At 66.6% G+C, this 22975-nt stretch carries 24 protein-coding genes; 13 read left to right on the forward strand and 11 right to left on the reverse strand.

The features are described from left to right. Window positions 1-2: 2 nt before the first annotated feature. The 3 genes from ABNK63_RS04475 to ABNK63_RS04485 all read left to right on the forward strand — a co-directional run bounded on the left by ABNK63_RS04475 (window position 3) and on the right by ABNK63_RS04485 (window position 3208). Window positions 3-2135 (forward strand): S9 family peptidase, encoded by a 2133-nt coding sequence (locus ABNK63_RS04475; protein WP_350016813.1) that lies wholly within the window; start codon window positions 3-5, stop codon window positions 2133-2135. 438 nt (window positions 2136-2573) lie between these two features. Next, window positions 2574-2864 carry a nucleotidyltransferase domain-containing protein gene (locus ABNK63_RS04480; RefSeq protein ID WP_350016814.1) on the forward strand — a complete coding sequence of 97 codons (291 nt, stop codon included), beginning with the start codon at window positions 2574-2576 and terminating at the stop codon, window positions 2862-2864. Beyond that, a complete protein-coding gene (locus tag ABNK63_RS04485) occupies window positions 2861-3208 on the forward strand; it encodes a HepT-like ribonuclease domain-containing protein (protein ID WP_350016815.1) in 348 nt (115 codons plus the stop codon). Before ABNK63_RS04480 ends, ABNK63_RS04485 begins: the two co-directional genes overlap by 4 nt. Window positions 3209-3348: 140 nt before the next feature. Here the strand turns inward: ABNK63_RS04485 and ABNK63_RS04490 are convergent, their stop codons facing one another. The 3 genes from ABNK63_RS04490 to cdd all read right to left on the reverse strand — a co-directional run bounded on the left by ABNK63_RS04490 (window position 3349) and on the right by cdd (window position 5274). Continuing rightward, on the reverse strand, window positions 3349-4176 hold the full coding sequence (locus ABNK63_RS04490) for a 5'-3' exonuclease H3TH domain-containing protein (RefSeq protein ID WP_238530962.1): 828 nt from the start codon (window positions 4174-4176) through the stop codon (window positions 3349-3351). 74 nt (window positions 4177-4250) lie between these two features. Next, window positions 4251-4820, reverse strand: coding sequence for a nitroreductase (locus ABNK63_RS04495; RefSeq protein WP_007809490.1), 570 nt, complete (start codon window positions 4818-4820; stop codon window positions 4251-4253). A gap of 22 nt (window positions 4821-4842) precedes the next feature. After that, window positions 4843-5274: a cytidine deaminase gene (gene cdd / locus ABNK63_RS04500; protein WP_350016816.1), complete on the reverse strand. Its 432-nt coding sequence runs from the start codon at window positions 5272-5274 to the stop codon at window positions 4843-4845. 132 nt (window positions 5275-5406) lie between these two features. Here cdd and ABNK63_RS04505 point away from each other — a divergent pair, with 132 nt between their 5' ends. Next, window positions 5407-6507: an NAD(P) transhydrogenase subunit alpha gene (locus tag ABNK63_RS04505; protein ID WP_007809487.1), complete on the forward strand. Its 1101-nt coding sequence runs from the start codon at window positions 5407-5409 to the stop codon at window positions 6505-6507. Window positions 6508-6716: 209 nt separating this feature from the next. Here the strand turns inward: ABNK63_RS04505 and ABNK63_RS04510 are convergent, their stop codons facing one another. Genes ABNK63_RS04510 through ABNK63_RS04520 form a run of 3 tightly spaced genes read right to left on the reverse strand, consistent with a single transcriptional unit; the run spans window position 6717 to window position 8284 of the window. Next, the gene (locus ABNK63_RS04510; RefSeq protein ID WP_350016817.1) at window positions 6717-7289 is read right to left on the reverse strand and encodes a DUF3106 domain-containing protein; all 573 of its coding nucleotides are present in this window, start codon (window positions 7287-7289) and stop codon (window positions 6717-6719) included. Between the two features lie 3 nt (window positions 7290-7292). Beyond that, window positions 7293-7703, reverse strand: coding sequence for a hypothetical protein (locus ABNK63_RS04515; protein ID WP_007809483.1), 411 nt, complete (start codon window positions 7701-7703; stop codon window positions 7293-7295). Beyond that, window positions 7700-8284, reverse strand: a complete 585-nt coding sequence (locus tag ABNK63_RS04520; RefSeq protein ID WP_350016818.1) for an RNA polymerase sigma factor — start codon at window positions 8282-8284, stop codon at window positions 7700-7702. The genes ABNK63_RS04515 and ABNK63_RS04520 overlap by 4 nt, the downstream gene beginning before the upstream one ends. Before the next feature lie 138 nt (window positions 8285-8422). On the opposite strand from ABNK63_RS04520, the gene ABNK63_RS04525 reads away from it, so the two are divergent. Both ABNK63_RS04525 and ABNK63_RS04530 read left to right on the forward strand, forming a co-directional pair. Continuing rightward, window positions 8423-8728, forward strand: coding sequence for an NAD(P) transhydrogenase subunit alpha (locus ABNK63_RS04525; protein ID WP_007809479.1), 306 nt, complete (start codon window positions 8423-8425; stop codon window positions 8726-8728). Beyond that, window positions 8728-10200 carry an NAD(P)(+) transhydrogenase (Re/Si-specific) subunit beta gene (locus tag ABNK63_RS04530; protein WP_350016819.1) on the forward strand — a complete coding sequence of 491 codons (1473 nt, stop codon included), beginning with the start codon at window positions 8728-8730 and terminating at the stop codon, window positions 10198-10200. Before ABNK63_RS04525 ends, ABNK63_RS04530 begins: the two co-directional genes overlap by 1 nt. Before the next feature lie 24 nt (window positions 10201-10224). Here the strand turns inward: ABNK63_RS04530 and ABNK63_RS04535 are convergent, their stop codons facing one another. Next, window positions 10225-10653 carry a hypothetical protein gene (locus ABNK63_RS04535; protein ID WP_007809475.1) on the reverse strand — a complete coding sequence of 143 codons (429 nt, stop codon included), beginning with the start codon at window positions 10651-10653 and terminating at the stop codon, window positions 10225-10227. Between the two features lie 212 nt (window positions 10654-10865). On the opposite strand from ABNK63_RS04535, the gene sufT reads away from it, so the two are divergent. The 3 genes from sufT (at window position 10866) to ABNK63_RS04550 (ending at window position 16790) form a co-directional block, all read left to right on the forward strand. Beyond that, window positions 10866-11423, forward strand: coding sequence for a putative Fe-S cluster assembly protein SufT (gene sufT / locus ABNK63_RS04540; RefSeq protein ID WP_007809473.1), 558 nt, complete (start codon window positions 10866-10868; stop codon window positions 11421-11423). A 477-nt stretch (window positions 11424-11900) separates the two neighbouring features. Further along, window positions 11901-14069 (forward strand): M4 family metallopeptidase, encoded by a 2169-nt coding sequence (locus ABNK63_RS04545; protein WP_350016820.1) that lies wholly within the window; start codon window positions 11901-11903, stop codon window positions 14067-14069. Between the two features lie 546 nt (window positions 14070-14615). After that, a complete protein-coding gene (locus tag ABNK63_RS04550; RefSeq protein WP_350016821.1) occupies window positions 14616-16790 on the forward strand; it encodes a pre-peptidase C-terminal domain-containing protein in 2175 nt (724 codons plus the stop codon). 111 nt (window positions 16791-16901) lie between these two features. Here ABNK63_RS04550 and ABNK63_RS04555 read toward each other — a convergent pair whose 3' ends face one another. Next, on the reverse strand, window positions 16902-17390 hold the full coding sequence (locus ABNK63_RS04555; RefSeq protein ID WP_007806907.1) for an asparaginase domain-containing protein: 489 nt from the start codon (window positions 17388-17390) through the stop codon (window positions 16902-16904). Between the two features lie 104 nt (window positions 17391-17494). Beyond that, window positions 17495-19135 carry an acyl-CoA dehydrogenase family protein gene (locus ABNK63_RS04560; RefSeq protein ID WP_350016822.1) on the reverse strand — a complete coding sequence of 547 codons (1641 nt, stop codon included), beginning with the start codon at window positions 19133-19135 and terminating at the stop codon, window positions 17495-17497. Window positions 19136-19294: 159 nt separating this feature from the next. On the opposite strand from ABNK63_RS04560, the gene ABNK63_RS04565 reads away from it, so the two are divergent. Beyond that, window positions 19295-19714 carry a VOC family protein gene (locus ABNK63_RS04565; RefSeq protein ID WP_007806905.1) on the forward strand — a complete coding sequence of 140 codons (420 nt, stop codon included), beginning with the start codon at window positions 19295-19297 and terminating at the stop codon, window positions 19712-19714. Between the two features lie 118 nt (window positions 19715-19832). On the opposite strand, the gene ABNK63_RS04570 is transcribed toward ABNK63_RS04565, so the two are convergent. Together ABNK63_RS04570 and wrbA are read right to left on the reverse strand one after the other, a co-directional pair. Next, window positions 19833-20207, reverse strand: coding sequence for a DUF2069 domain-containing protein (locus ABNK63_RS04570; protein WP_350016823.1), 375 nt, complete (start codon window positions 20205-20207; stop codon window positions 19833-19835). Then, complete coding sequence (gene wrbA, locus ABNK63_RS04575; protein ID WP_350016824.1) at window positions 20204-20806, reverse strand: NAD(P)H:quinone oxidoreductase; 603 nt, start codon at window positions 20804-20806, stop codon at window positions 20204-20206. Before wrbA ends, ABNK63_RS04570 begins: the two co-directional genes overlap by 4 nt. A gap of 119 nt (window positions 20807-20925) precedes the next feature. On the opposite strand from wrbA, the gene ABNK63_RS04580 reads away from it, so the two are divergent. From ABNK63_RS04580 to ABNK63_RS04590, 3 genes are read left to right on the forward strand one after another with little or no spacing between them, the layout of a single operon-like run. Beyond that, window positions 20926-22203, forward strand: coding sequence for a YihY family inner membrane protein (locus ABNK63_RS04580; RefSeq protein WP_007806902.1), 1278 nt, complete (start codon window positions 20926-20928; stop codon window positions 22201-22203). After that, complete coding sequence (locus tag ABNK63_RS04585) at window positions 22200-22685, forward strand: TlpA disulfide reductase family protein (RefSeq protein WP_007806901.1); 486 nt, start codon at window positions 22200-22202, stop codon at window positions 22683-22685. Before ABNK63_RS04580 ends, ABNK63_RS04585 begins: the two co-directional genes overlap by 4 nt. 13 nt (window positions 22686-22698) lie before the next feature. Then, window positions 22699-22968 (forward strand): acylphosphatase, encoded by a 270-nt coding sequence (locus ABNK63_RS04590; protein ID WP_007806900.1) that lies wholly within the window; start codon window positions 22699-22701, stop codon window positions 22966-22968. The last annotated feature ends 7 nt before the right edge of the window (window positions 22969-22975 follow it).

Consider the following 22975-nt stretch of genomic DNA (forward strand, 5'->3'; position numbering starts at 1 on the left):
CCATGAAACCTCTGATAGCCGCGCTGCTTCTGGCGCTGGTCGCCACCCCCGCGATGGCGAGTGACGCCGTGGATACCACCTTCGTCAAGGCGCAGGGGGAGCACGCATTCAATGTGCGCGATCTGGTGATGATGGATCGGGTGGGTGATCCGCAGTTGTCGCCGGATGGTCGCTATGCGGCGTTTGGCGTGCGCAGCACGGATTACGCGGCGAACAAGGGCGTGGGCGCGATCTATGTGCTGGATCTGTCGGCGGCGGGTGCGCAGCCGGTGAAGGTGGTCGACAAGGGCGGTTCGGCGCGCTGGTCGGCGGATGGGCGCAGCCTGTATTTCGTGGCGCCGGCGAAGGATGTGGCGCAGTTGTGGCGGCTGGATCTGGGCGGCAAGTCCGGCCTGAACCCGGGCAGGCACGCGGCGCCTGTCCAGGTCAGCCATGGCGCGCTGGATCTGGGCGGCTACAAGCTGTCGCCGGACGGCAAGCAGGTGTTGCTGTCGTATGAGGTGTTCACCGATTGCGCCACGCTGGCGTGCACGCAGCAGCGCGTCGACGCACGCGACAAGGACAAGGCCAGCGGCACGATCTACAAGAAGCTGTTCGTGCGGCATTGGGATACCTGGGCCAATGGTCGGCGCAATCAATTGTTCCTGGGGCAGTTCGATGGCAAGGGCCAGTTGGCGGCCGAGCCGAAGCTGCTCAGTCGCGGCATCGACGGCGACGTGCCGAGCAAGCCATTCGGTGACGAGGGCGAGTTCAGCTTCTCGCCCGATGGCAAGACCGTGTACTTCGACGTGCGCATCGCCGGAACCAGCGAGCCGTGGTCGACCAATTTCGACGTGTATAGCGTGCCGGCGGATGGCTCGGCTCTACCTGCGAACCTGACTGCTGAAAACAAGGCGTGGGATGCCTCCCCGGTGGCGTCGCCGGACGGCAAGACGCTGTACTACCTGGCGATGAAGAAGCCGGGCTTCGAGGCGGACCGCTTCGCGATCATGGCGCTGGATCTGGCCACGGGAACTCGCCACGAGGTCGATCCGCAGTGGGATCGCTCGCCCGGCGGGCTGACGGTTTCCGCCGACGGCAAGACCTTGTACGCCACCGCCGACGACAACGGCCAGCACCCGCTGTTCGCGATCGATGCGGCCAGTGGCAAGGTCAGCCAACTGGTGAGCGAGGGCACGGTGAGCGGCTTCTCGCTGGCCGCCGGCAAGCTGCTGCTGACCCGCGACGACCTGAAGCGGCCGGCGGATGTATACATGGCCCACGCCGATGGCAGTGACCTGAAGCAGGTCACGCATTTCAACGCGGCGGACCTGAAGAACGCGAAGATGGGTGATGCGGAGTTCTTCACCTTCAAGGGCTGGAACAACGAAACCGTGCAGGGCTACGTGGTCAAGCCGGTTGACTACCAGGCCGGGCAGACCTATCCGGTGGCCTTCATCATCCATGGCGGCCCGCAAGGCGCGATGAGCAACGGCTGGAGCTATCGCTGGAACCCGCAGACCTATGCCGGCCAGGGCTTCGCGGTGGTGACGGTGAACTTCCACGGCTCCACCGGCTATGGCCAGGCGTTCACCGATTCGATTTCCGGCGACTGGGGCGGCAAGCCGCTGGAGGATCTGAAGCTGGGCTGGAAGGCCGCGCTGGACAAGTACAGCTTCCTCAACGGCGACCGCGCCTGTGCACTGGGCGCCAGTTATGGCGGCTACATGGTGTACTGGATGGCTGGCGTGTGGAACCAGCCGTGGAAGTGCCTGGTCGACCACGACGGCGTGTTCGATGCGCGCGCGATGTACTACGACACCGAGGAGCTGTGGTTCGAGGAGTACGAGAACGGCGGCACGCCGTTCGACCACCCCGAGAACTACGAGAAGTTCAACCCGGTCAACCACGTCAAGGACTGGCGCGTGCCGATGATGGTGGTGCACTCGGCGAAGGACTTCCGCATCCCCGACACCCAGGGCCTGGGCGCGTTCACCGCGCTGCAGCGCCGTGGGATTCCCAGCGAGCTGCTGCACTTCCCGGACGAGAACCACTGGGTGCTGAAGCCGCACAACAGCGTGCAATGGCACGACGCGGTGAACGCGTGGCTGAAGCAGTGGACGGCGAAGGATGCGCCGGAAACTGCTACGCACTGAGCTGATTGAGGTTGGATGAAAGCGGCGGCCTCCGGGTCGCCGTTTTTGTTTCTCTGGCTCCTCCCCCCTGCATGCGGGGGGAGGTCGGGAGGGGCTAGCTCAGGGTGGCGAGGAAGATCAAGAGCGACCCCACCCCAGCCCTCCCCTGCGGAGCAGGGGAGGGAGCAAGGCGGCGGCGATGCGGAGCTGTTGGTTCCTCCCCCTGCTCGCAGGGGGAGGTTAGGAGGGGGTGGCTCCGGGTGGCCGGGAAGATCAAGAGCGAGCCGGCAGCTAAAGCACACTTCCTGCGGTCGCCCAACCCTCCCTGTCCCACAGGGACGTCCTTCGGTCGCAAGCAGGGGAGGGAGCACGGCCTGAATCGGCTGGCGGGTTGCGGAAGGCATGCAGTACGATCAGGGCAGTTAAACGGGCCAAGCCCCGAGTACAGGAACATCAGTCATGTTGCTCGATGCGCTGCACGCACAGAAAGACGCGATCCATGCCGCATGTCGCCAATATGGTGCGCGGCGAATTCGTGTGTTTGGCTCTGTGGCGCGTCGCGAAGAACGGCCGGACAGCGATATCGATTTCCTGGTCGATTTCCCCCACGGCTATGACTTGTTTGCACAGCGCCTGCCATTGGCCGAGCGACTGGCCGAGATTACCGGTCGTGAGCTGGATGTCATTCCCGAGCATGAGTTGAATCGCCATTTACGGGCACGCGTGCTGCAGGAGGCGGTCGATCTGTGAGCAAGGCATGGCAGGCTTACGCCGGGCATATCCTGGATACCATCGAAAAGATCGGTCGCATCCAGCAACGCGGTGACCTGACGCGTGATGAGGTTTTGTACGACGCCAGCCTGCGCAATCTGCAGACGTTGTCAGAGGCTACTCAGCAACTGCCTGAGACCGTCAAGGCGCAGTACCCGACGATTCCATGGAAACAGATCAGTGGTTTTCGCAACATCTTGGTGCACAACTATCTGGGCGACATTGATCCTCGCACCGTATTGATGGTGGTGCAGCAACACCTGCCGCCCCTGGAGATCGCCGTTCGCGCGATGCTCGGAGCAAATCCTGCTGACGGGGTATAGCCGCAAGATCAAAAGCGGACCCCACCCCGGCCCTCCCCTGCGAGCAGGGGAGGGAGCGGAGCCGGGCGTGGCAGGCTTGAGCTCCTCCCCCTGCACGGCAGGGGGAGGTTGGGAGGGGGTAAGGCTTTTGACTTTGGCTTTCAGCGCAGCAATGCGCGCAGGCGGCTGCGGGTGAAGGCGCCCATGCGGAGCTGTTCGCACAGGGCTTCGAGTTGTTCGGCCGGGCGGCTTTGGCGTTGCAGGACCTCGATGCTGCTGGCGCCGGGAGCGTCCAGGGCGATGCGGGTGAGGCGACGGTAGATACGCGCCTGTTCGGCGTGTTCGCGCAGTCTGGCGGCGCAGGCGGCGGCACCGCGCAGGCGCAGGAAGGCGACTTCGTCGATGCGCTCGAGCAGGATGTCGAGGCTGCCGAAGTGGCTGAGCAGGGCGGCGGCGGTCTTGGCGCCGACACCGGGGACGCCGGGAATGTTGTCCACGCTGTCGCCGCACAGGGCCAAGTAGTCGGCGACCTGGTGCGGATGCACGCCGAGTCTTTCGTGCACGCCGGCCGGTCCCCAGCGCAGGCCGCGGCCGTAGTCCCACTGCTCGTCGTGCTCGCCCAGCAACTGGCCGAAGTCCTTGTCGGCGGAGACGATCACGCTGCGCCAGCCCTGGGCGCGCAGGTTCCACACGGTGCTGCCGATCAGGTCGTCGGCTTCGTAGCTGTGGTCGATCATCAGGCACAGGCCCAGCGCTTCGGTGATCGCGCGGCACTGCACGAACTGCCGCTCGAGATCGGGCGGCGGCAGCTCGCGGTTGGCCTTGTACGGCGGATAGATCGCGTTGCGGAACGAGCTGGTCAGCGAGGCGTCGAAGGCCACCGCGATGTGTTCGGGCTGCACGCGTTCGAGCAGCTCGCACAGGAAACGGGTGTAGCCATGCACGGCATTGACCGGGTGGCCGTCGACGTCGTGGAACTCGTCCGGCATCGAGTGCCAGGCACGGAACACGTACAGGCTTCCATCGACCAGATGGACGGCTGGACGGCCATTTTCGGTGGCGTTCACGGGGTCCAGCTGCTGAGCAGGTCGCCCAGCGCCGGGCGATCGCGATCGGGGACGTCGGTTTGTGGCGTGCCCAGGTGGACGAAGCCGATCACCTGCTCGTTGTCGGCCAGGCCAAGCAGCGCTGCCACTTCGCGGTCGTAGGCGGCCCAGCCGGTGAGCCACTGGGCGCCGTAGCCCAGCGCGAAGGCGCCCAGCAGGATGTTGTGGGCGACCGTGCCGGCGGACAGTTTCTGCTCGATTTCCGGCACCTTGCTGAGGGCGTCCAGGCGGGCGATCACCGCGATCACCAGGGGCGCGAAGGTGTAGCGCAGGCGATCCTTCTCCAGCTTGGCGTCGGACATCTCGGGTTGGTTCTTCTGCGCGATTTCCGCCACGCGCCGGCCGAAGACCAGCTTGGCCTCGCCCTGCAGGCGAATCAGCCGGAACGGCACCAGCTTGCCGTGGTCGGGCACCCGGATGGCGGCCTCCAGCAGCTCGTGCAGGGTGGCCTCGTCCGGCGCGGGTTCGCCGAGCTGGCGCGAGGGAACGGAGTGGCGTTGCTGCAGCAAGGAAAGATCGAAGGGCATGGAAAGGCTTCGGTGAGGGGAATCAGGCCGGCATCGGCAACTGGAACGAGCCCGGCAGCAGCGCAGCCACGCTGGTCTGTTCGGTGTCGCCGTGCAGGTTGCCCAACAATACCGGCATGGCGTCGTGGCACAGCTCGGACATCACCTGACGGCAGGCGCCGCAGGGACTGACCGGGTCCGGGGTATCGGCGATCACCGCCAGCGCCACGAAGTCGCCGCGCCGGCAACCGGCTGCGATCGCGCTGAACAGGGCGGTTCTCTCGGCACAGTTGCACAAGCCGTAGGCCGCGTTTTCCACGTTGCAGCCGCTGAATTGCCGACCGTCGCGGGTCAGCACGGCCGCGCCGACCTGGAAGCGGGAATACGGTGCGTAGGCCAGTTCGCGCGCCCTGCGTGCCAGCAACATCAGGTCATGGAGCGAGGAGGGATCGAAAGCGGCGGGTGTTGCGGACATCGGGATCTCCGGTGATGACCCCGGGACGGACGAGCCGCGTTGGCCGGCGGATCAGCTTACTCTTTCGGGCCGGCCCGGATCAAAGCCTCTCCATGCCTTAAGATGGCCCGACCATTGCCGAGGGGTTGCACCATGGGGATCACCGTAGCCGCATTGCGCGAGACCGCCACTGGCGAACGTCGCGTGGCGATCACGCCGGAGATGGCAAAGAAGCTGCGCGGCAAGGGCCTGCGCGTATTGCTCGAACGCGACGCCGGGCGCGCAGCCGGTTTTCCCGACGCCAGCTATGCGGACGTCGAGTTTGCCGATGCCACGACGGTGCTCGGCCAGGCCGACCTGCTGGCCTGCGTGCTGCCACCGGACGATGCGGTGTTTGCCGGGATGCGCGAGGGCAGCGTGGTGGTCGGCCAGTTGCGTCCCTACGGTGCGGCCGGGCGGATCGCGGCGCTGAATGCGCGCAAGCTCACCGCGTTCTCGCTGGAGTTGCTGCCGCGCACGACCCGCGCCCAGGCGATGGACGTGCTGAGTTCGCAGGCGGCGGTGGCCGGTTACCGCGCGATGCTGATCGCCGCCGAGGCTTCGCCGAAATTCTTCCCGATGCTGACCACGGCGGCCGGCACCATTCGGCCGTCCAGGGTGCTGGTGATCGGTGCCGGCGTGGCCGGCCTGCAGGCGATCGCCACCGCGCGGCGGCTGGGTGCTCAGATCGAGGGTTATGACGTGCGCCCGGAAACGCGCGAGCAGGTCGAGTCGCTGGGTGCGAAGTTCCTCGACCTGGGCGTCAGCGCGGCCGGCAGCGGCGGGTACGCGCGGGAGCTGTCCGCCGAGGAACGCGCGGCGCAGCAGCAGGCGCTGGCCGATCACCTGAAGGTGTTCGACGTGGTGGTCAGTACCGCGGCGGTGCCGGGACGGCCGGCGCCGAAGATCCTCACCAGCGCGATGGTCGAAGGCATGAAGCCGGGGGCGCTGATCGTGGATCTTGCCGCCGAGGGCGGCGGCAATTGTGAGCTGACCCGGCCGGGCGAGCGGGTCGAGCATGGCGGCGTGGTGATCCTGGGGCCGCTGAACCTGCCGGCGGGTGCGCCGCTGCACGCCTCGGAAATGTACGCCCGCAACGTGTTCAACTTCGTCGAGCTGCTGGTGCACGAAGCTGCGCTGAAGCCGGACTTCGACGACGAACTGGTGGCGAAAAGCTGCCTGAGCCACGCCGGCGAGACGCGCTTTGCCGGCTGAGCGTGGCTGAGAGCCTGTGAAGAAGACCATTTTCTGTGGTTTTCTTCTATCTCGAGCCCGGTACACGCCCGGGCTCGTTCACATGAAACAGTCACTTGCATGACTGTTTCATGCCAGGCCGTCGGGCAACTGCTCCTGCGTTGCCTCAACTCAGGCATCCATGCCCTCGCCATGGCCGACCTGAGAGGTTGAAAAACTCACAACCCCTCTCAGATCTGGCTGTTCTGGCCGGGCGGTGGCGGGGGCGGCTGGTCACCGGGTGACGGCGGAGGCGGACGGTCGCGTCCGCTGCGCGGGCCGTGCCAGCGGCGCTGGTCCGGTGGCAGCTCCCGCCAGCGTCGAAGCAATTCCTCGCGCTGCGCCGGCGGCAGTTTCTGGAAGCGTTCGAAGGTGGTGTGCAGCTGTTCGCGCTGCTGCTCGGGCATCTGGTGGAACTTGCGCATGTTCTCGCGCGCCTGCCTGCGTTCGGCAGGCGTCATCTGTTGCCAGCGGGCGATGTGCTGGCGGACTTCCTCGCGCTTTTCCGGCGGCAGGGTGACCCAGTGTTCGGCCCGATGAAGCATCCGCGCCTGCTTGCGCGGCGACATGCCGTCCCAGTCATTTTTCAGCGGCGCCAGCACTTCGCGCTGGGCCGGGTCGAGGCTGCTCCACGGACGCACCGGCGGCACGGCCGCGTCGCGCGACGGTGGTGGCGCATTCTGTGCGTGCAGTGGCGCCACCGCCACGCCGCCGAGCAGGGTGGCGAGCAACAGGAGCAGGGTCGGGCGAAGGATTCGATTCATGGCTCAGCGTTTCGTGGACGGGCTGTCGGTGCTGGCCAGCCAGTCGTAGAACTCCAGATTCTGGTAGAGGTTGGGGTCGGTCTTGTCGGCATCCGGCGGCAGATCCGCGTCGGCATCGTCGAGGGTGTTCGCCGGATGGATGGCCGCCTGCGTGTGTTGGTGCGGCAGCGGTTGCCACACCATCAGCGCCGCCAGCGCGATCACGGCGAACGCGCCGGAGGGGATCAGCCAGCGCACCGTGCGCTGCACCGATGCGGCAGGTGCCCGCAGTGCCTCGCGTCGGGCTGCACGCAACCGCCCGGCGGTGACCGGGTCGATATGCTGCGCGGCCTCGTGCCAGAGCTCGCGTGCACGCTGCTCCAGGTTTTCGCCGGGCCGGTTGTCGTCCGGCCTGCCTTTGTCCAGCGACGTCATCGCCAGTCCTCCAGTTGGTCGCGCAAATGATGCATGGCGCGCGACAGATGGGTTTTCACGCTGCCTTCGGAGCAGCCCATGGCACGGGCGGTTTCGGCCACGTCGAGCCCTTCCAGCATGCGCAACATGAAAGCTTCGCGCTGGCGCTGCGGCAGTTGCCTCACCGCGGCGGCCAGGTCGGCGTACGACTGCACGTCGTGCAGCCGGCCCAGCGGGTCCTGGCCGGGATCGGCGGGCTCCCACACGGGCAGTTCGTCGCCGTCGCCATCGTGGCCGCCGCCCAGCCAGCCGACCACGATCGAGCGCACCTTGCGGCGCCGCTGAAGATCCACCACGCGCCGGCGCAGGATGCCCCAGAACAGCGGCGCCCATTCCGTCGCGGGCTTGTCGCGGTAGTGCCTGACCAGCCGCAGCATGGCGTCCTGCACCGCGTCCATGGCGTCCTCGCGATGGCGCAGTTGCAGTTCGGCCATGCGGAACGCACGCCGTTCGACCTGGGCCAGGAACGCATCCAGGGTGGCGGGTGTTTCGCGGACCTCGCTCAACAGATCCGCGTCGAGGGTGCCGATCGCGCTGTTCACGGCGACCGCGTCCCCGTCTTCGATTGGATCATCTGCGGGCTCCGGCGGTGTGCTTCCGGGGTTCAACGCGGCAGGCTCGCACGGGTTGACCGGCACCCGTATGATGCAGGCTCAACGGTGTTCCGACGGGGTGGGGTCATGATCGACGGGTTCCTGGCGCTGTACATCTTCATGCTGGCCGCGTTTACCGGCTATGAAATCATCGCGCGGGTGCCGGTGATCCTGCATACCCCGCTGATGTCCGGCTCGAACTTCGTGCATGGCATTGTGCTGGTTGGCGCCATGATCGCGCTAGGCCGGGCCGACACCCCGTTCGAGATCGCCATCGGCTTCATCGGCGTGCTGCTGGGCGCCGGCAACGCCGCCGGCGGCTACGTGGTGACCGAGCGGATGCTGGAAATGTTCAAGTCCAGCAAGCCGGGCGCCGGCAAGGAGGCCAAGTGATGAGCTGGCTGCCGGATTTTATCGGGCATGGCGCCATCAAGGCCTGCTATTTCATCGCGGCGCTGCTGTTCATCCTGGGCCTGAAACGCATGAGCTCGCCGCGCACCGCGCGCGGCGGCATCGTGTGGGCCGGCTACGGCATGTTGCTGGCGGTGCTGGCCACCTTCTTCCTGCCCGACATGCACAACCGGGGGCTGATCGTCGCCGCGGTGCTGATCGGCGTGAGCGCCGCCTGGTGGACCGGTCGCCGCGTGGCGATGACCGCGATGCCGCAGATGGTGGCGCTGTACAACGGCATGGGTGGCGGCGCGGCGGCGGCGATCGGCGCGGTCGAGCTGATCGGCTACGCGCGCGGGCTGGGCATGCTGCATGCGGTGCCGGACACCTCGCCGCTGCGTCCGGAAGCGTGGGCGGTGAATGCGTTGCCGCCGGCACTCTCGCCGGTCGAACTGACCCTGGGCGTGCTCGGCGCGCTGATCGGCGCGGTGAGTTTTTCCGGCTCGCTGGTGGCGTTCGCCAAGTTGCAGGGCTGGATGGACAAGCGCTTCGTGTTCGCCGGCCAGCGCGGGGTGAACATGTTGTTGCTGGCCGCTGCCGTCGTGGCGGGTTTCATGCTGGTGCTGGGTCAGGCCAGCCTGCCGCTGATCCTGGTGTTCTTCGCGCTGGCGCTGCTGTTCGGCCTGATGATGACGCTACCGATCGGCGGCGCCGACATGCCGGTGGTGATCTCGCTGTACAACGCGTTCACCGGCCTGGCGGTGTCGTTCGAGGGCTTCGTGCTGGGCAACGAGGCGATGATCATTGCCGGCATGGTGGTCGGCGCGGCCGGCACCTTGCTGACCCAACTGATGGCCAAGGCGATGAACCGCTCGATCGGCAACGTGCTGTTCGGCAGTTTCGGGGCGGCCGGCGGCGAGGCGCAGGCGATCACTGGCGCGCAGAAACCCATCGACGGCGCCGACGCGGCGGTGATGATGGCCTACGCCGAACGCGTGGTGATCGTGCCCGGCTACGGCCTGGCCGTGGCCCAGGCGCAGCACAAGGTGTGGGAGTTCGCCCAGCTGCTGATCAAGCGCGGGGTGAAGGTGAAGTTCGCGATCCACCCGGTGGCCGGCCGCATGCCCGGCCACATGAACGTGCTGCTGGCCGAGGCCGGCGTACCGTACGACCTGATCGCCGACATGGACGACATCAACCCCGAGTTCGCCACCACCGACGTGGCGCTGGTGATCGGCGCCAACGACGTGGTCAACCCGCTGGCCAAGACCGACCCGGCCTCGCCGATCTACGGCATGCCGATTCTCGACGTGAGCAACGCCAAGCAGGTGATCGTGATCAAGCGCGGCAGGGGCACCGGCTTCGCCGGCATCGAGAACGCCCTGTTCTACGCCGACAACACCCGCATGCTGTACGGCGACGGCCAGGCAGCGGTGGGCGAACTGGTGACGGCGCTGAAGGACGTGGACGGCTGAGAAGCAGTCCGGGCGCTGTTGCTCTCAGCCCCGGCGACGTCGCCACCAGGCCAGCCATGCTGCCACCAGCATGCCCAGGCCGGTCCAGGCGAAATCGGCGGGTGACAAGGCCATGCGCGCCAGTTGCCACAGCATGCCGACGCCGGCGGTGCGCATCGCCTCGATCAGGCCCAGCCCCATGTTGCCCGCGATCAGCACGCCGGCGATCAGCACGTTCACGTAAAGCGCGGCCAGCAGGGTCGCGGCGGCGGCCAGCAGCGCTGCGCCGGTGCCCGCCGGGCGCACGCAGGTGCGGATGGTCAACGCCAGCAGGCCGCCGATGGGCAGGGCCAGCCATGGCGCGGAATGGCGCAGATACATCGAGACGACCATCCATACCGCGCCGCCGGCCAGTCCCAGCATGGCCGCGCTGAACAGCGAAAAGGCATACAGCAAGGCGACGCGCGTGCTCATCGGTGGTGGCGGTTCAGTGGGGCGGGAAGCATGCGTCGTCCATCGGGCAAAGCGGCCATCATAGCGTGCCGCCGGGCCACGGGCCCTCGCAGGCCCTTGAGTTCGGCCGCCGAGGCCTGATCTGGGACAAGCGGCCGCACGCGGTGGCCGGCATAATAGGCAACCCGGGTTCGACGCACGTGCGCGCCCATCGAAACAGGATTGGCGTTGGCATGAGTGGTTTCAGTCTGAGCAGCGAACCGTTCACCCTGGTGCGCGACTGCAATGCCGTGATGGTGCCGCAGGGCGAGCAGGTGACGCTTCCCGCGGGCCAGATCGGCTACATCACCCAGGCGCTGGGTGGCAGCTTCACCGTCTACGTGGAAGGCAACCTGTTCCGCATTGCCGGCGACGACGCCGACGCGCTGGGCAAGCCGCGACCCGAACCGATCCAGGTGCCGGCGAACGCCACCAACGAGGATGTGGAGAAGCTCGCCTGGGAGCAGTTGCGTACCGTGTTCGATCCGGAAATCCCGGTGAACGTGGTCGAGCTGGGCCTGGTCTACGACCTCAGCCTGGAGCAGATCGAATCCGGCGAACGCAAGGTCTACGTGAAGCTCACGCTGACCGCCCCCGGCTGCGGCATGGGCGACATCCTGGTCGACGATGCGCGCACCAAGCTGGAGATGATTCCCACGATCAGCGAGGCCGAGGTGGATCTGGTGTTCGATCCGCCGTGGTCGCATTCGATGATGTCCGACGCGGCGAAACTCGAAACCGGCATGCTCTGAGTTTCATCGGTGCGGTTCGGGCTGAGCCGCGCACGCGAGCGTCCCTGCCGATCATCGGCACCCCATGATCGTGCACCGTCATCGCTCAGCGCTGGCGCGCGCTCGTGCACGTCATCTTCACGATGATTTCGCGCTTTTTGCCTGTCTTCGTGATGAGAGCCGCGGCTGTGATATCGATCACTCGAAGTAGGAAAAAGTCGGGTTGTTCCGGCTTGCGTCGAAGCTTATGGTAAAGCGATCCGTCTTCGGGGAGGTTGACGGATGGTCCTTTGGCGGCGTGATCGCCGTCTTGCAGTTACGCATCCCCGCACTGCCTGCACAATGGAATGTCAGGGGGAGGGCAGGCGATACGGATGTAGTTTGGGATCGCTAGACAGAACTTGAAGAAGGGGTCGTGCCTCGCACGGCAAATCTTGCATGGGGCCTCGTGGCCACATCGGGCTCGCCTGTCCCCGTCATTGTCTAGGAGTTCATTCAATGCCCAATCATTACCGCCTGAAATTGCTGGTCGCCGCGATCGGCATGGCCACTGCCTCGGTCGCCACCGCCGCCACCACCAAGACCCTGCATGCACAGAACCTCGGTGCAGTGCCGGCGAGCTCGCTGGCCGCGCAGCTCAACCTCGGTCAGGACATGTCGCTGGCGCCACGCAGTGCCGTCAGCATCGCCAATGGTCACAAGGTCGTGCGCCAGCAGCAGATGTATCGTGGCGTGCCGGTCTACGGCCGCAGCATCGCCGTGGTTCAGGACGCCCAGGGCAATGCCCTGCGCGCCTCGGGTGAACTGATGCAGGGTGCTTCGCTGGGGTTGACCTCGGTGCTGCCCAAGCTCAGCGCTGCACGCGCGATCTCCGCGCTCCGGGCGCATGCGCACACCACCCTGGTCGGTGGCGCCACCATCAGCAACCAGAAGACCGACCTGTTCGTGTATCCGCAGGACAATGGTTCCGCTCGCCTGGTCTACCGCGTGTCGTATTTCGTCAACGGCGCGAACCCGTCGCGTCCGACCGCGATCATCGACGCCAACACCGGTGAAGTGGTCAAGAGCTGGAACGGCCTGACCGATGCCTCGGCGACCGGCCCGGGCGGCAACCAGAAGACCGGCAAGTACCTCTACGGCACCGACTACGCCGCGCTCGACGTGACCCAGTCCGGCAGCACCTGCACGTTGCAGAACACCAACGTGAAGACCTACAACCTCAACCACGGCAGCAGTGGTGGTTCGGTGGTCAGCTTCACCTGTCCCAACAGCGACACCGACGCGATCAACGGCGCCTACTCGCCGGTCAACGACGCCCACCATTTCGGTGGCGTGGTGCATGACATGTACAACGCCTACACCGGCGCGCCGCCGCTGAACATGCAGCTGGTGATGAAGGTGCACTACAAGTCGAACTACGAGAATGCGTTCTGGGACGGCAGCGCGATGTACTTCGGCGATGGTGCCAGCACGTTCTACCCGCTGGTGTCGCTGGACGTGACCAGCCACGAGATCAGCCACGGTTACACCGAGCAGAACTCGGGCCTGGAGTACAGCGGGCAGTCCGGCGGCATGAACGAGGCGTACTCGGACATCGCCGGTGAAGCGGCCGAGTTCTACGACCGTGGCTCGGCCGACTTCCTGGTCGGTGCAGACATCGTCAAGACCAGCGCCGGCATCGGCGATGCGTTGCGCTACATGTGCAACCCGACGCAGGACGGCGGCTCGATCGACAACGCGGCCGACTACTACAACGGACTGGACGTGCATTACTCCAGCGGCGTGTACAACAAGGCATTCTGCCTGCTGGCCAAGACCTCGGGCTGGGACGTGAAGAAGGCGTTCCAGGCCTTCGCGCTGGCCAACAAGTCGTACTGGACGGCGACCTCCACCTTCAACTCCGGCGCCTGCGGCGTGGAGTCGGCGGCGACCGACCTGGGCTACAACGCGAATGACGTGATCACGGCGTTCACCGGCGTGGGCGTGACCTGCCCGGGCACCGGTGGTGGCGGCGGTGGTGGCGGCGGTGGCACGACCACCGAGTTGCAGAACAACGTGGCCGTGACCGGCGTGTCGGCGGCGACGGGCGCCGACAACGACTACTTCATCACGGTGCCGGCGGGCGCCACCAACCTGGTGATGTCGATCTCCGGCGGTACCGGCGATGCCGACCTGTACACCAAGGCCGGCAGCGCGCCGACCACCAGCAGCTACGACTGCCGCCCGTACAAGACCGGCAACTCGGAAAGCTGCACCGTGGCGTCGCCCGTCGCAGGCAAGTACTACATCAAGGTGCACGGCTATTCGTCGTACTCCGGCGTCACGGTGAAGGCTTCGTACAGCACCGGCGGTGGTGGTGGCGGTGGCGGCAGCAGCGATTCGGTGAACCTGCCGACCGTGACCACCGGCAACTGGTCGACCACCTATACCGAGACGGTACAGGCCGGCCACACCGTGACCTTCGCGATCTCCGGCGGTACCGGTGATGCAGATCTGTACGTGCGGGCCGGCAGCGCGCCGACCACCAGCAGCTACAACTGCCGTCCGTACAAGACCGGCAACAACGAAAGCTGCACGTTCACCCCGGGCAGCAACACCACCTACTACATCAAGGTGCGTGCGTATCAGACGTTCTCCGGCGTGACGCTGACGGAAACGCTGAACTGAGGTCGGCCGAAGCTGCGCCGGCATGACCGGCGCAGCTTCGCCACAGGTTCCCTCGAAACCCCGGCTTCCGCCGGGGTTTTCCTGTTCGTGCACCGACGTGCCAGAAGGCGCTCTCGCAAGTCATTCCGTACGCATGACGGTGCGTCGACGGGCAACAAGATCGCTTCACGCCAGCGAATCTTTCTCTTCACGCAACTGAACCTGCTCCGCCTCGTCAACACGCCCGTACCGTGGTTGTGATGTCTGTCACCCGGGGTAGGAAAAAATCAGATAGCTAGCTTGCCTGCCGAGGAATAACGTGTCGCATCCGCTTTCCGGGGAGGTCGGCGGATGATCCTTTGGCGACGCCATCGTCGTCTTGCAATTACGCATCCACGCGCTGCCTGTACATGGAATGTCAGGGGGAGGGCAGGCGATACGGATGTAGTTTGGGATCGCTAGACAGCACACGAAGAAGGGGCCGTGCCTCGCACGGCAAATCTGCATGGGGTCCTTGTGACCGCATCGGGTCCGATTGTCCCTAAAATTTTGTCTAGGAGTTTGTAAATGCCCAATCATTACCGTCTGAAATTGCTGGTCGCCGCGATCGGCGTGGCCACCGCCTCGGTCGCCACTGCCGCCACCACCAAGACCCTGCATGCACAGAACCTCGGTGCGGTGCCGGCCAGCTCGCTGGCCGCGCAGCTCAACCTTGGTCAGGACATGTCGCTGGCACCGCGCAGCGCCGTCAGCATCGCCAATGGTCACAAGGTCGTGCGCCAGCAGCAGATGTATCGCGGCGTGCCGGTCTACGGCCGCAGCATTGCCGTGGTTCAGGACGCCCAGGGCAATGCCCTGCGCGCCTCGGGTGAACTGATGCAGGACGCCCAGCTCGGCCTGAGCTCGGTGGCGCCGAAGTTGAATGCCGCCCGTGCGATCTCCGCACTTCGGGCGCATGCGCACACCACCTTGGTCGGTGGCACCACCATCAGCAACCAGAAGACCGACCTGTTCGTGTATCCGCAGGACAATGGCACTGCACGCCTGGTCTACCGCGTGTCGTACTTCGTCAACGGCGCGAATCCGTCGCGTCCGACCGCGATCATCGACGCCAACACCGGTGAAGTGGTCAAGAGCTGGAACGGCCTGACCGATGCCTCGGCGACCGGCCCGGGCGGCAACCAGAAGACCGGCAAGTACATCTACGGCACCGACTACGCCGCGCTCGACGTGACCCAGTCCGGCAGCACCTGCACGTTGCAGAACACCAACGTGAAGACCTACAACCTCAACCACGGCACCAGTGGTGGTTCGGTGGTCAGCTTCACCTGCTCCAACAGCGACACCGACGCGATCAACGGCGCCTACTCGCCGGTCAACGACGCCCACCATTTCGGTGGCGTGGTGCATGACATGTACAACGCCTACACCGGCGCGCCGCCGCTGAACATGCAGCTGCGCATGAACGTGCATTACAAGTCGAACTACGAGAATGCGTTCTGGGACGGCAGCGCGATGAACTTCGGCGACGGCGCCAGCACGTTCTACCCGCTGGTGTCGCTGGACGTGACCAGCCACGAGATCAGCCACGGTTACACCGAGCAGAATTCGAACCTGGAATACAGCGGCCAGTCCGGCGGCATGAACGAGGCGTACTCGGACATCGCCGGTGAAGCGGCCGAGTTCTACGACCGTGGCTCGGCCGACTTCCTGGTCGGTGCGGACATCGTCAAGACCAGCGCCGGCATTGGCGACGCGCTGCGCTACATGTGCAACCCGCCGCAGGATGGCGGCTCGATCGACAACGCGGCCAACTACACCTCCAGCCTCGACGTGCATTACTCCAGCGGCGTGTACAACAAGGCATTCTGCCTGCTGGCCAAGACCTCGGGCTGGGACGTGAAGAAGGCGTTCCAGGCCTTCGCGCTGGCCAACAAGTCGTACTGGACGGCGACCTCCACCTTCAACTCCGGCGCCTGCGGCGTGGAGTCGGCGGCGACCGACCTGGGCTACAACGCGAATGACGTGATCACGGCGTTCACCGGCGTGGGCGTGACCTGCCCGGGCACCGGTGGTGGCGGCGGTGGTGGCGGCGGTGGCACGACCACCGAGCTGCAGAACAACGTGGCCGTGACCGGCGTGTCGGCGGCGACGGGCGCCGACAACGACTACTTCATCACGGTACCGGCCGGTGCCACCAACCTGGTGATGTCGATCTCCGGCGGCACCGGCGATGCCGACCTGTACACCAAGGCCGGCAGCGCGCCGACCACCAGCAGCTACGATTGCCGTCCGTACAAGACCGGCAATGCCGAAAGCTGCACGGTGGCAGCTCCGGTGGCTGGCAAGTACTACGTCAAGGTCCACGCCTACGCGGCCTACTCCGGCGTCACGGTGAAGGCTTCGTACAGCACCGGCGGTGGTGGTGGTGGCGGCGGCGGTGGCGGCAGCACCTCGGTCAACTTGCCGACCGTGAGCACCGGCAACTTCTCCGCGACCTTCACCCAGGCGGTCACCGCGGGTCATACGGCGACCATCTCGATCGCCGGTGGCACCGGTGACGCGGATCTGTACGTGAAGGCCGGCAGCGCGCCGACCACCAGCAGCTACAACTGCCGTCCGTACAAGACCGGCAACAGCGAGACCTGCACGTTCACCCCGACCAGCAACACCACCTACTACATCAAGGTGCGTGCGTATCAGACGTTCTCGGGTGTGACCCTGACCACCAGCAGCAACTGATCCTCACGCCCTTCGCGTGATGGTGTAAACAGGAACCCCGGCCTCGGCCGGGGTTCTTCATTTGGGAGCATGGCTGGATAGGCGGGGCGTGGCTGGCGACAGCGCCGGAGTTCAGCCCACCGGCTCGAAGCGGTTGGCGTCGCGATTCTTGCGCACGCTGGCCGGGTCCCACACGCGACCGTTCATGGCGATGTAGACGCCGTCGGGCAGGGTCTGCACCGCGGCCACCGCGCAGCCGATGTTGAACACCGCGTCCGAGCCCTGGAAGCGGGCGGGATTCAGCGCGCCGGTCAGCACGATCACCTTGCCCTTGATATTGGCCAGTTCGCGCGCGGTCTCCACCATGGTGTCGGTACCGTGGGTGACCAGCACGTGGCGATGCGGCTGTGCCTCGATCGTCGAGCGCACCAGTGCGCGATCCTCGGCGCCCATGTGCAGGCTGTCCTTGCGCAGGATCGGGATCACGTCGAACTGGAACGCCACCCCGAGCTGGCCGAGTATTTCGCCGATCTGCGGCGCGCCGATCTTGTAGTCCGACTTGTCGTCGAAGTAGATCTTGTCGATCGTGCCGCCGGTGGTGACGATGGTCAGATGCTGCATGTTGGTGGGCCGTGGAAGGGAATCCCGGCATTTTACCCGTGCCGACTCCTCCGTGCCGCAGGACGCGGTCGCCCAAGGCGGACATTGCCCGCCTGCGGTGCGCGCTAGCCCAGCAACAACGCGGTATTGTCCCCGTCCGGCGCCACCAGCCGGTCCAGGCCGAGGCGGACGAAACGGCGCAGCGCCGCCGCCGGCCGCGGGTCCGCATGAGCGCTCGACCAGCTCGCCTGTCTCGCCAGCAGGGCCGCCGCCGCGCAACGCGCCAACGTGAACGCGAGGCCGCGGGCGCCCGATTCCAGGGTTTCGCGCCCGGCCGCATGCTGGTCGAGCCAGCGCGCGGCCGCGTCCAGCGTCTGCCGGATCGCGCTGGCCGCGTGCATGTCGTCGTTGCCGTCCAGCCAGTGGGTGCTGGCCGTGCGCAGTGCACCGAGGCTGTCGCCGGCCAGCGCGCGCAGGCTGTCCAGCGACAACACATTCGTGGTGCCTTCCCAGATCGCATACACCTGCGCGTCGCGCAGCAACTGCGGCAGGCCGGTGTCCTCGATGTAGCCGGCGCCGCCGAAGCATTCGATCGCCTCCGAGCAGACCTGCACCGCCAGCTTGCCGGTCCACAGCTTGGCCAGCGGCGTCAGCAGGCGCAGCAGCGCGGCCTCGTGCGGAGCGGCCGTGCCGCGTTCGAGGCGGCCGAGCAGATGGGCCACCTCGAATGCCAGCGCAAACGCGCCCTCGAACTCCGCCTGCATGTCGGCCAGCGTCTGCGCGTGCAGCGGCTGCTCGATCAATGGCCGTCCAAACGCCCGCCGCCGCGCGGCGAAGTCGCGCGCCAGGCTGATCGCGCGTGCCATGCTGGCCACGGCGCAGATCCCGTTCCAGGTGCGGGTCACGTTGAGCATCGGCGCCACCTGGCGCACGCCGTGGGCCAGTTCGCCCAGCGGCCAGGCGGGCAGGCCGTCCAGATGGATCTCCGCGGTGGGCAGTTCCTGCGTGCCCAGCTTGTCCTTCAGCCGGTCGATGACCAGTTCGGGTTTGCGCCGATCTCCGTCCATCGTCTCGACGTAAAACAGCGCCAGCGCCGCCGTGCCGCTGCCCGCGCCTTCGGGCCGCGCCAGCGCCAGCGCGGCCTCGCCGACCACCGCCGAGCTGAACCACTTGCGCCCGTACAGCCGCCACTGGCCGCCGGCATCCTGTCGCGCGACAGTCTCCGTATGACCCACGTCGGAGCCGCCGGCGTTCTCGGTCATCCACTGGCCGCTGAGCCAGAACGTCGATGCATCGCGGCTGAGGAAACGCGGCAGCACGCGCTCGATCAGCTCGCGGTTGCCCGACGCCTTGATCGCGGTGGCGGCGCCGTCGGTCATCGCCAGCGGGCAGGTATAGAACTCGCTGGCCAGGTGATACAGGTAGACGCGGGCAAATTCCTCCAGTCGCGCATGCTCGCTGTCCACATGGCCGGCGGCGAGCACCGCATGGCGGGTGGTGATGCCGGGGCCTTCCTGCCAGGCCGTGGTCAGCTCGATGCGATCGACCCGCCGGCCCCACGCATCCCATTGCGTCAGCATCGGCTTGCGCCGCGTCGTGTTGCACGCACGACGCCACGCCATCTGCGCGTAATCGCCCAGCGCATCCAGGTCGGCATCCAGCGCCGCGCGTCGTTCCGCAGGCAGCGCGCGATCGAGCAGGGCCAGCAGCGAGCGGTCGCTGCGATAGGGATGAAGAAGTTGCGGCGGATCCTGCAGGAAGGCCATGGCGCGCTCCGTCCAGAGTCGAGGTGTCGAGTATAGGCACGCAGGCATTCGGCGCGTTGCGCTGGCATGATCGGAAAAGGCGGGATCGGAAAGCGAGCCGGCTGCACCTGGACTACGGAATCTCCAAGACGGCAGCGTTCAGGCACGAGGAACAGAGCTATGCGGCCACAACCATTGATCTGCGTGAGAGATGTCGAGGCGAGCAGTCTCTGGTATCGACGTTTGCTCAACTGCCAGAGCGCCCACGGCGGGCCGAATTATGAGCGTCTGGTGGCCTCCGGCGAGCTGGTCCTGCAACTGCATCGCTGGGGAGTGGAGCATCACCACGGACAGATCGGCGATCCGGCAAATCTTCCCCCCGGTAACGGGCTGCTCCTCTGGTTCGAGGTCGACGACATTGACGCAGCAATCATTCGGGCCGAGGCCCTGGGTGCCGAGATCCTGACGCCCCGCCAGCGGAACCCGCCCGATGGAGAAGGCGGTCCGAACCATTGGGAGATATGGCTGCGCGATCCGGATGGATACAAGGTCGTCCTGGCGAGCCCGGATGGCACCGCTGACGGTGACTGGCGACCCTGATACGGCGCGACAAGGGAGCAGCTTGAGCTGCTCCGAGATTACGGGAGTCGACGGTCCAGCCCCGCAGCTTCAGGCTGACGAGCCTCGGGCGTGGCATCGACGGGTAACCCGCCAGGCATCATGCAGCGTCCCGGCTGCGCGGCTTGCGCTTCACCCCAGCTCCCAGTGCCCCGATCAGCAACACCGTCAGCACAACCTCCGCCACCGCCAACCAGCGCTCTGTACCTGCCGAGCTCCATGCCTCCGACACCCCGTGGCAGAAGTAGAACAAACTGAGGATGCCGACCCAGAGCAGGGCGCGGCGCACGTCGCGGAGGGCGAACAGGGGCAGCAGCAGGGGGACGGCGGTGATTGCCAGCAGCAGGGTGACCGGCATGCTTTGCGGCGGGAACAGCCAGGCGTGCCAGACCAGTTGCAGCACGACGAGCAGGGCCCAGGCGATCAGGCCGAGGCGGTAGACCGGCAGGATCGGAGCGCGCGTGGCGGCGCTCATGGCGTGGCCGCCAGTCGGCGGGCCACGTCCGCCAAGCGGCGGCCCAGGGCGCGGGCCAGTTCGCGTTCGTGGTCGCTGATCGGGTTGTCGCCCTTGGCGCCGGCCACGTGGCTGAGGCCGTATGGCGTGCCGCCAGTCTGCGTGCTGGTGAGCGCCGGTTCGGTGTAGGGCAGGCCGACGATCAGCATGCCGTGATGGAGCAGCGGCAAGGCCATCGTCAGCAAGGTGGTTTCCTGGCCGCCGTGCATGGTGCTGGTGGAGGTGAACAGTATCGCCGGCTTGCCGGCCAGTGCACCGCTGGCCCACTCGGCGCCGGTGGTGTCGAGAAAATGTTTCAGCGGCGCGGCCATGTTGCCGAAACGGGTGGGGCTGCCCATCGCCAGGCCCACGCAGTCGAGCAGGTCCTGCTTCTGCACGTAGGGTGCGCCGTCTTCGGGTTCGGGCGGCTGGGCCACTTCGGTCACCGGCGCCACCGGCGGCACCTGGCGCAGGCGCGCGCGCATGCCGGGCACTTCCTCGATGCCCCGGGCGATCAGCCGCGCGAGCTGCGCGGTATGGCCGCTGCGGCTGTAGTACAGGACCAGGATTTCATGATTCATGCAGCGTCGACTCGGGCGTTTGAGGCTTTCACGGCCAATACGCTAGTGTACCGGCCGATACCCACCATGTTGGTGGTCATCGTCGGCGCCCGCATGGGCTCAGCGACGAGAGGACCGTGATGATCCGGCGTTTCAATCGCGACCGCACCAGGACGTTCAGCCGCTTCATCTGGCAGCGCTTCATCGACGACAAGTGCTTCGAGACGGCCGGCGCGCTTTCGTACACCACGCTGGTGTCGCTGGTGCCCCTGACGGTGGCGGTGCTGGCGATGTTCTCGGCGTTCCCGGTGTTCCAGCCGGCGCGCGACACGCTGATCAATTTCGTGTTCAACAATTTCGTGCCGTCCACCGGCGAGGCGGTGCAGGCGACCATGCTGGGGTTTGCCGCGAACGCCAGCAAGCTCACCGGCATCAGCATCCTGGTGATGCTGTTCAGTGCGCTGTCGATGATGATCAGCATCGAGGACCGGCTGAACCGGATCTGGCGCGTGCACCAGGCGCGCAGCTGGGGTTCGCGCCTGCTGCTGTACTGGGCGGCGCTGACACTGGGTCCGATCCTGGTGGTCGGCGGCATCGCGACGACGTCCTACGTGACGGCCGCGCCGCTGCTGCACAACGCGGTGGACCAGTTCGGCGCGCTGACCCAGGGCCTGCTCAGCGTGCTGCCGTTCGTGGTGACGTTCTTCACCTTGTGGCTGATGTATGCGGCGATCCCCAATTGCAAGGTGTCGCGCCGCGACGCGGCGATCGGTGCGCTGCTGGGCGCGGTGCTGTTCGAGATCGCGCGCTGGGGCTTCGGCCAGTTCGTGCAGCACGCGCAGACCTACCAGCAGATCTACGGCGTGCTGGCGGCGATCCCGATCTTCCTGCTGTGGATCTACCTGTCGTGGGTGATCGTGATCCTGGCCGCGTCGATCGCCGCGTCCGCCTCGGCTTTCGAGTATCACGCGCCCAGGGAAACCCTGCCCGAGGGCGCCGAGTTCCTCGGCCTGCTGGTGGTGCTGCGGCATTTCGTGGAGGCGCAGCGGCGCGGCGATTGCGTGGACCCGGCCGACCTGCGGGTACGCGAGCCGTATTTGCGCAGTGCGCTGATCTCGGCCTATTTCGACGACCTCGACCAGGCCGAGCTGATCCAGCGTGGCGAAGCCGGCGGCTGGCTGCTGTGCCGCAGCCTGGACAGCACCGACCTGCTGCGCGTCTACCGCCACACCGACTACCGCCTGCCGCTGCAGCCAGTGGAAGAGGCGGCGACGCTGGGCATCGAACTGCCGCCCGAACTGCTTGCCATGCTGGCCGACCTGGCGGCCGAGCTGAAGGCGAAACTGGGCGCCCGGCTCGACGAAATCTATCCCCCGGCCGCCACGGTGGCGGCTGACACCGAGGAACTCCCCGCATGACCCTGCTGCATTCCGCCTCGTTCCGCTCCGCCGTGTTCGGCCTGGCGCTCGCCTTCGGCCTGGCCGCACAGGCGGCCATGCCGGAGCGCCCCACGCTGCACGTCACCACGCTGGACGGCAAGACCTTCGACCTGTCCGCGCAGCGCGGCAAATGGGTGATCGTGAACTACTGGGCGACCTGGTGCGTGCCGTGCATCAAGGAGATGCCGGACATCTCGCGCTTCGTGGCCGGCCACAGGAACGTCGCCGCGATCGGCCTGGCCTACGACGACAGCGAGCCGGCGGACATCAAGGCCTTCATCGCCAGGCATCCCGTGGTGTACCCGATCGCCCAGGTCACGCTGGAAAAGCCGCCGAAGGATTTCGACGAGCCGCGAGGCTTGCCGACGACGTACCTGATCAGTCCGGACGGCAAGGTGGCCAAACACATCGTGGGGCCGGTGACCGAGGCGTCGCTGGCCGCGCTGATCGGCCAGCCGTGATGGCCACGCCGTGATGCCGACGGCGCGCTTCATCGTCAGTGGACGGGTACAGGGCGTGTTCTTCCGCGCCAGCACCCGCGAGCAGGCGGTGGCGCTCGGCGTCGCCGGGCATGCGAACAACCGCCGCGACGGCAGCGTCGAGGTGCTGGCCAGCGGCTCGGCCGAAGCGCTGGAGGCACTGGAGCGCTGGCTGTGGCAGGGACCGCCGGCGGCGCGGGTCGATGCGGTCGTCCGCGAAGAGCTGCCGGAGCAGGAGTTGCAAGGCTTTCGTACGGGCGGGTGAATCGGCC

It is taken from the genome of Rhodanobacter sp. IGA1.0 (assembly GCF_040208325.1).
Lineage (GTDB): Bacteria > Pseudomonadota > Gammaproteobacteria > Xanthomonadales > Rhodanobacteraceae > Rhodanobacter > Rhodanobacter spathiphylli.

Bases quoted from the DNA above. Each gene is read 5' to 3' on its own strand.
- ABNK63_RS04535 (WP_007809475.1), bottom strand. From the start codon at position 10,653: ATGAGCACGCGCGTCGCCTTGCTGTATGCCTTTTCGCTGTTCAGCGCG.
- cdd (WP_350016816.1), bottom strand. From the start codon at position 5,274: ATGTCCGCAACACCCGCCGCTTTCGATCCCTCCTCGCTCCATGACCTG.
- sufT (WP_007809473.1), top strand. From the start codon at position 10,866: ATGAGTGGTTTCAGTCTGAGCAGCGAACCGTTCACCCTGGTGCGCGAC.
- ABNK63_RS04495 (WP_007809490.1), bottom strand. From the start codon at position 4,820: ATGCCCTTCGATCTTTCCTTGCTGCAGCAACGCCACTCCGTTCCCTCG.
- ABNK63_RS04550 (WP_350016821.1), top strand. From the start codon at position 14,616: ATGCCCAATCATTACCGTCTGAAATTGCTGGTCGCCGCGATCGGCGTG.
- ABNK63_RS04565 (WP_007806905.1), top strand. From the start codon at position 19,295: ATGCGGCCACAACCATTGATCTGCGTGAGAGATGTCGAGGCGAGCAGT.
- ABNK63_RS04580 (WP_007806902.1), top strand. From the start codon at position 20,926: ATGATCCGGCGTTTCAATCGCGACCGCACCAGGACGTTCAGCCGCTTC.
- ABNK63_RS04590 (WP_007806900.1), top strand. From the start codon at position 22,699: ATGCCGACGGCGCGCTTCATCGTCAGTGGACGGGTACAGGGCGTGTTC.
- ABNK63_RS04505 (WP_007809487.1), top strand. From the start codon at position 5,407: ATGGGGATCACCGTAGCCGCATTGCGCGAGACCGCCACTGGCGAACGT.
- ABNK63_RS04510 (WP_350016817.1), bottom strand. From the start codon at position 7,289: ATGAATCGAATCCTTCGCCCGACCCTGCTCCTGTTGCTCGCCACCCTG.
- ABNK63_RS04480 (WP_350016814.1), top strand. From the start codon at position 2,574: ATGTTGCTCGATGCGCTGCACGCACAGAAAGACGCGATCCATGCCGCA.
- ABNK63_RS04570 (WP_350016823.1), bottom strand. From the start codon at position 20,207: ATGAGCGCCGCCACGCGCGCTCCGATCCTGCCGGTCTACCGCCTCGGC.
- ABNK63_RS04530 (WP_350016819.1), top strand. From the start codon at position 8,728: ATGAGCTGGCTGCCGGATTTTATCGGGCATGGCGCCATCAAGGCCTGC.
- ABNK63_RS04585 (WP_007806901.1), top strand. From the start codon at position 22,200: ATGACCCTGCTGCATTCCGCCTCGTTCCGCTCCGCCGTGTTCGGCCTG.
- wrbA (WP_350016824.1), bottom strand. From the start codon at position 20,806: ATGAATCATGAAATCCTGGTCCTGTACTACAGCCGCAGCGGCCATACC.
- ABNK63_RS04555 (WP_007806907.1), bottom strand. From the start codon at position 17,390: ATGCAGCATCTGACCATCGTCACCACCGGCGGCACGATCGACAAGATC.
- ABNK63_RS04515 (WP_007809483.1), bottom strand. From the start codon at position 7,703: ATGACGTCGCTGGACAAAGGCAGGCCGGACGACAACCGGCCCGGCGAA.
- ABNK63_RS04560 (WP_350016822.1), bottom strand. From the start codon at position 19,135: ATGGCCTTCCTGCAGGATCCGCCGCAACTTCTTCATCCCTATCGCAGC.
- ABNK63_RS04490 (WP_238530962.1), bottom strand. From the start codon at position 4,176: ATGCCGGACGAGTTCCACGACGTCGACGGCCACCCGGTCAATGCCGTG.
- ABNK63_RS04525 (WP_007809479.1), top strand. From the start codon at position 8,423: ATGATCGACGGGTTCCTGGCGCTGTACATCTTCATGCTGGCCGCGTTT.
- ABNK63_RS04475 (WP_350016813.1), top strand. From the start codon at position 3: ATGAAACCTCTGATAGCCGCGCTGCTTCTGGCGCTGGTCGCCACCCCC.
- ABNK63_RS04545 (WP_350016820.1), top strand. From the start codon at position 11,901: ATGCCCAATCATTACCGCCTGAAATTGCTGGTCGCCGCGATCGGCATG.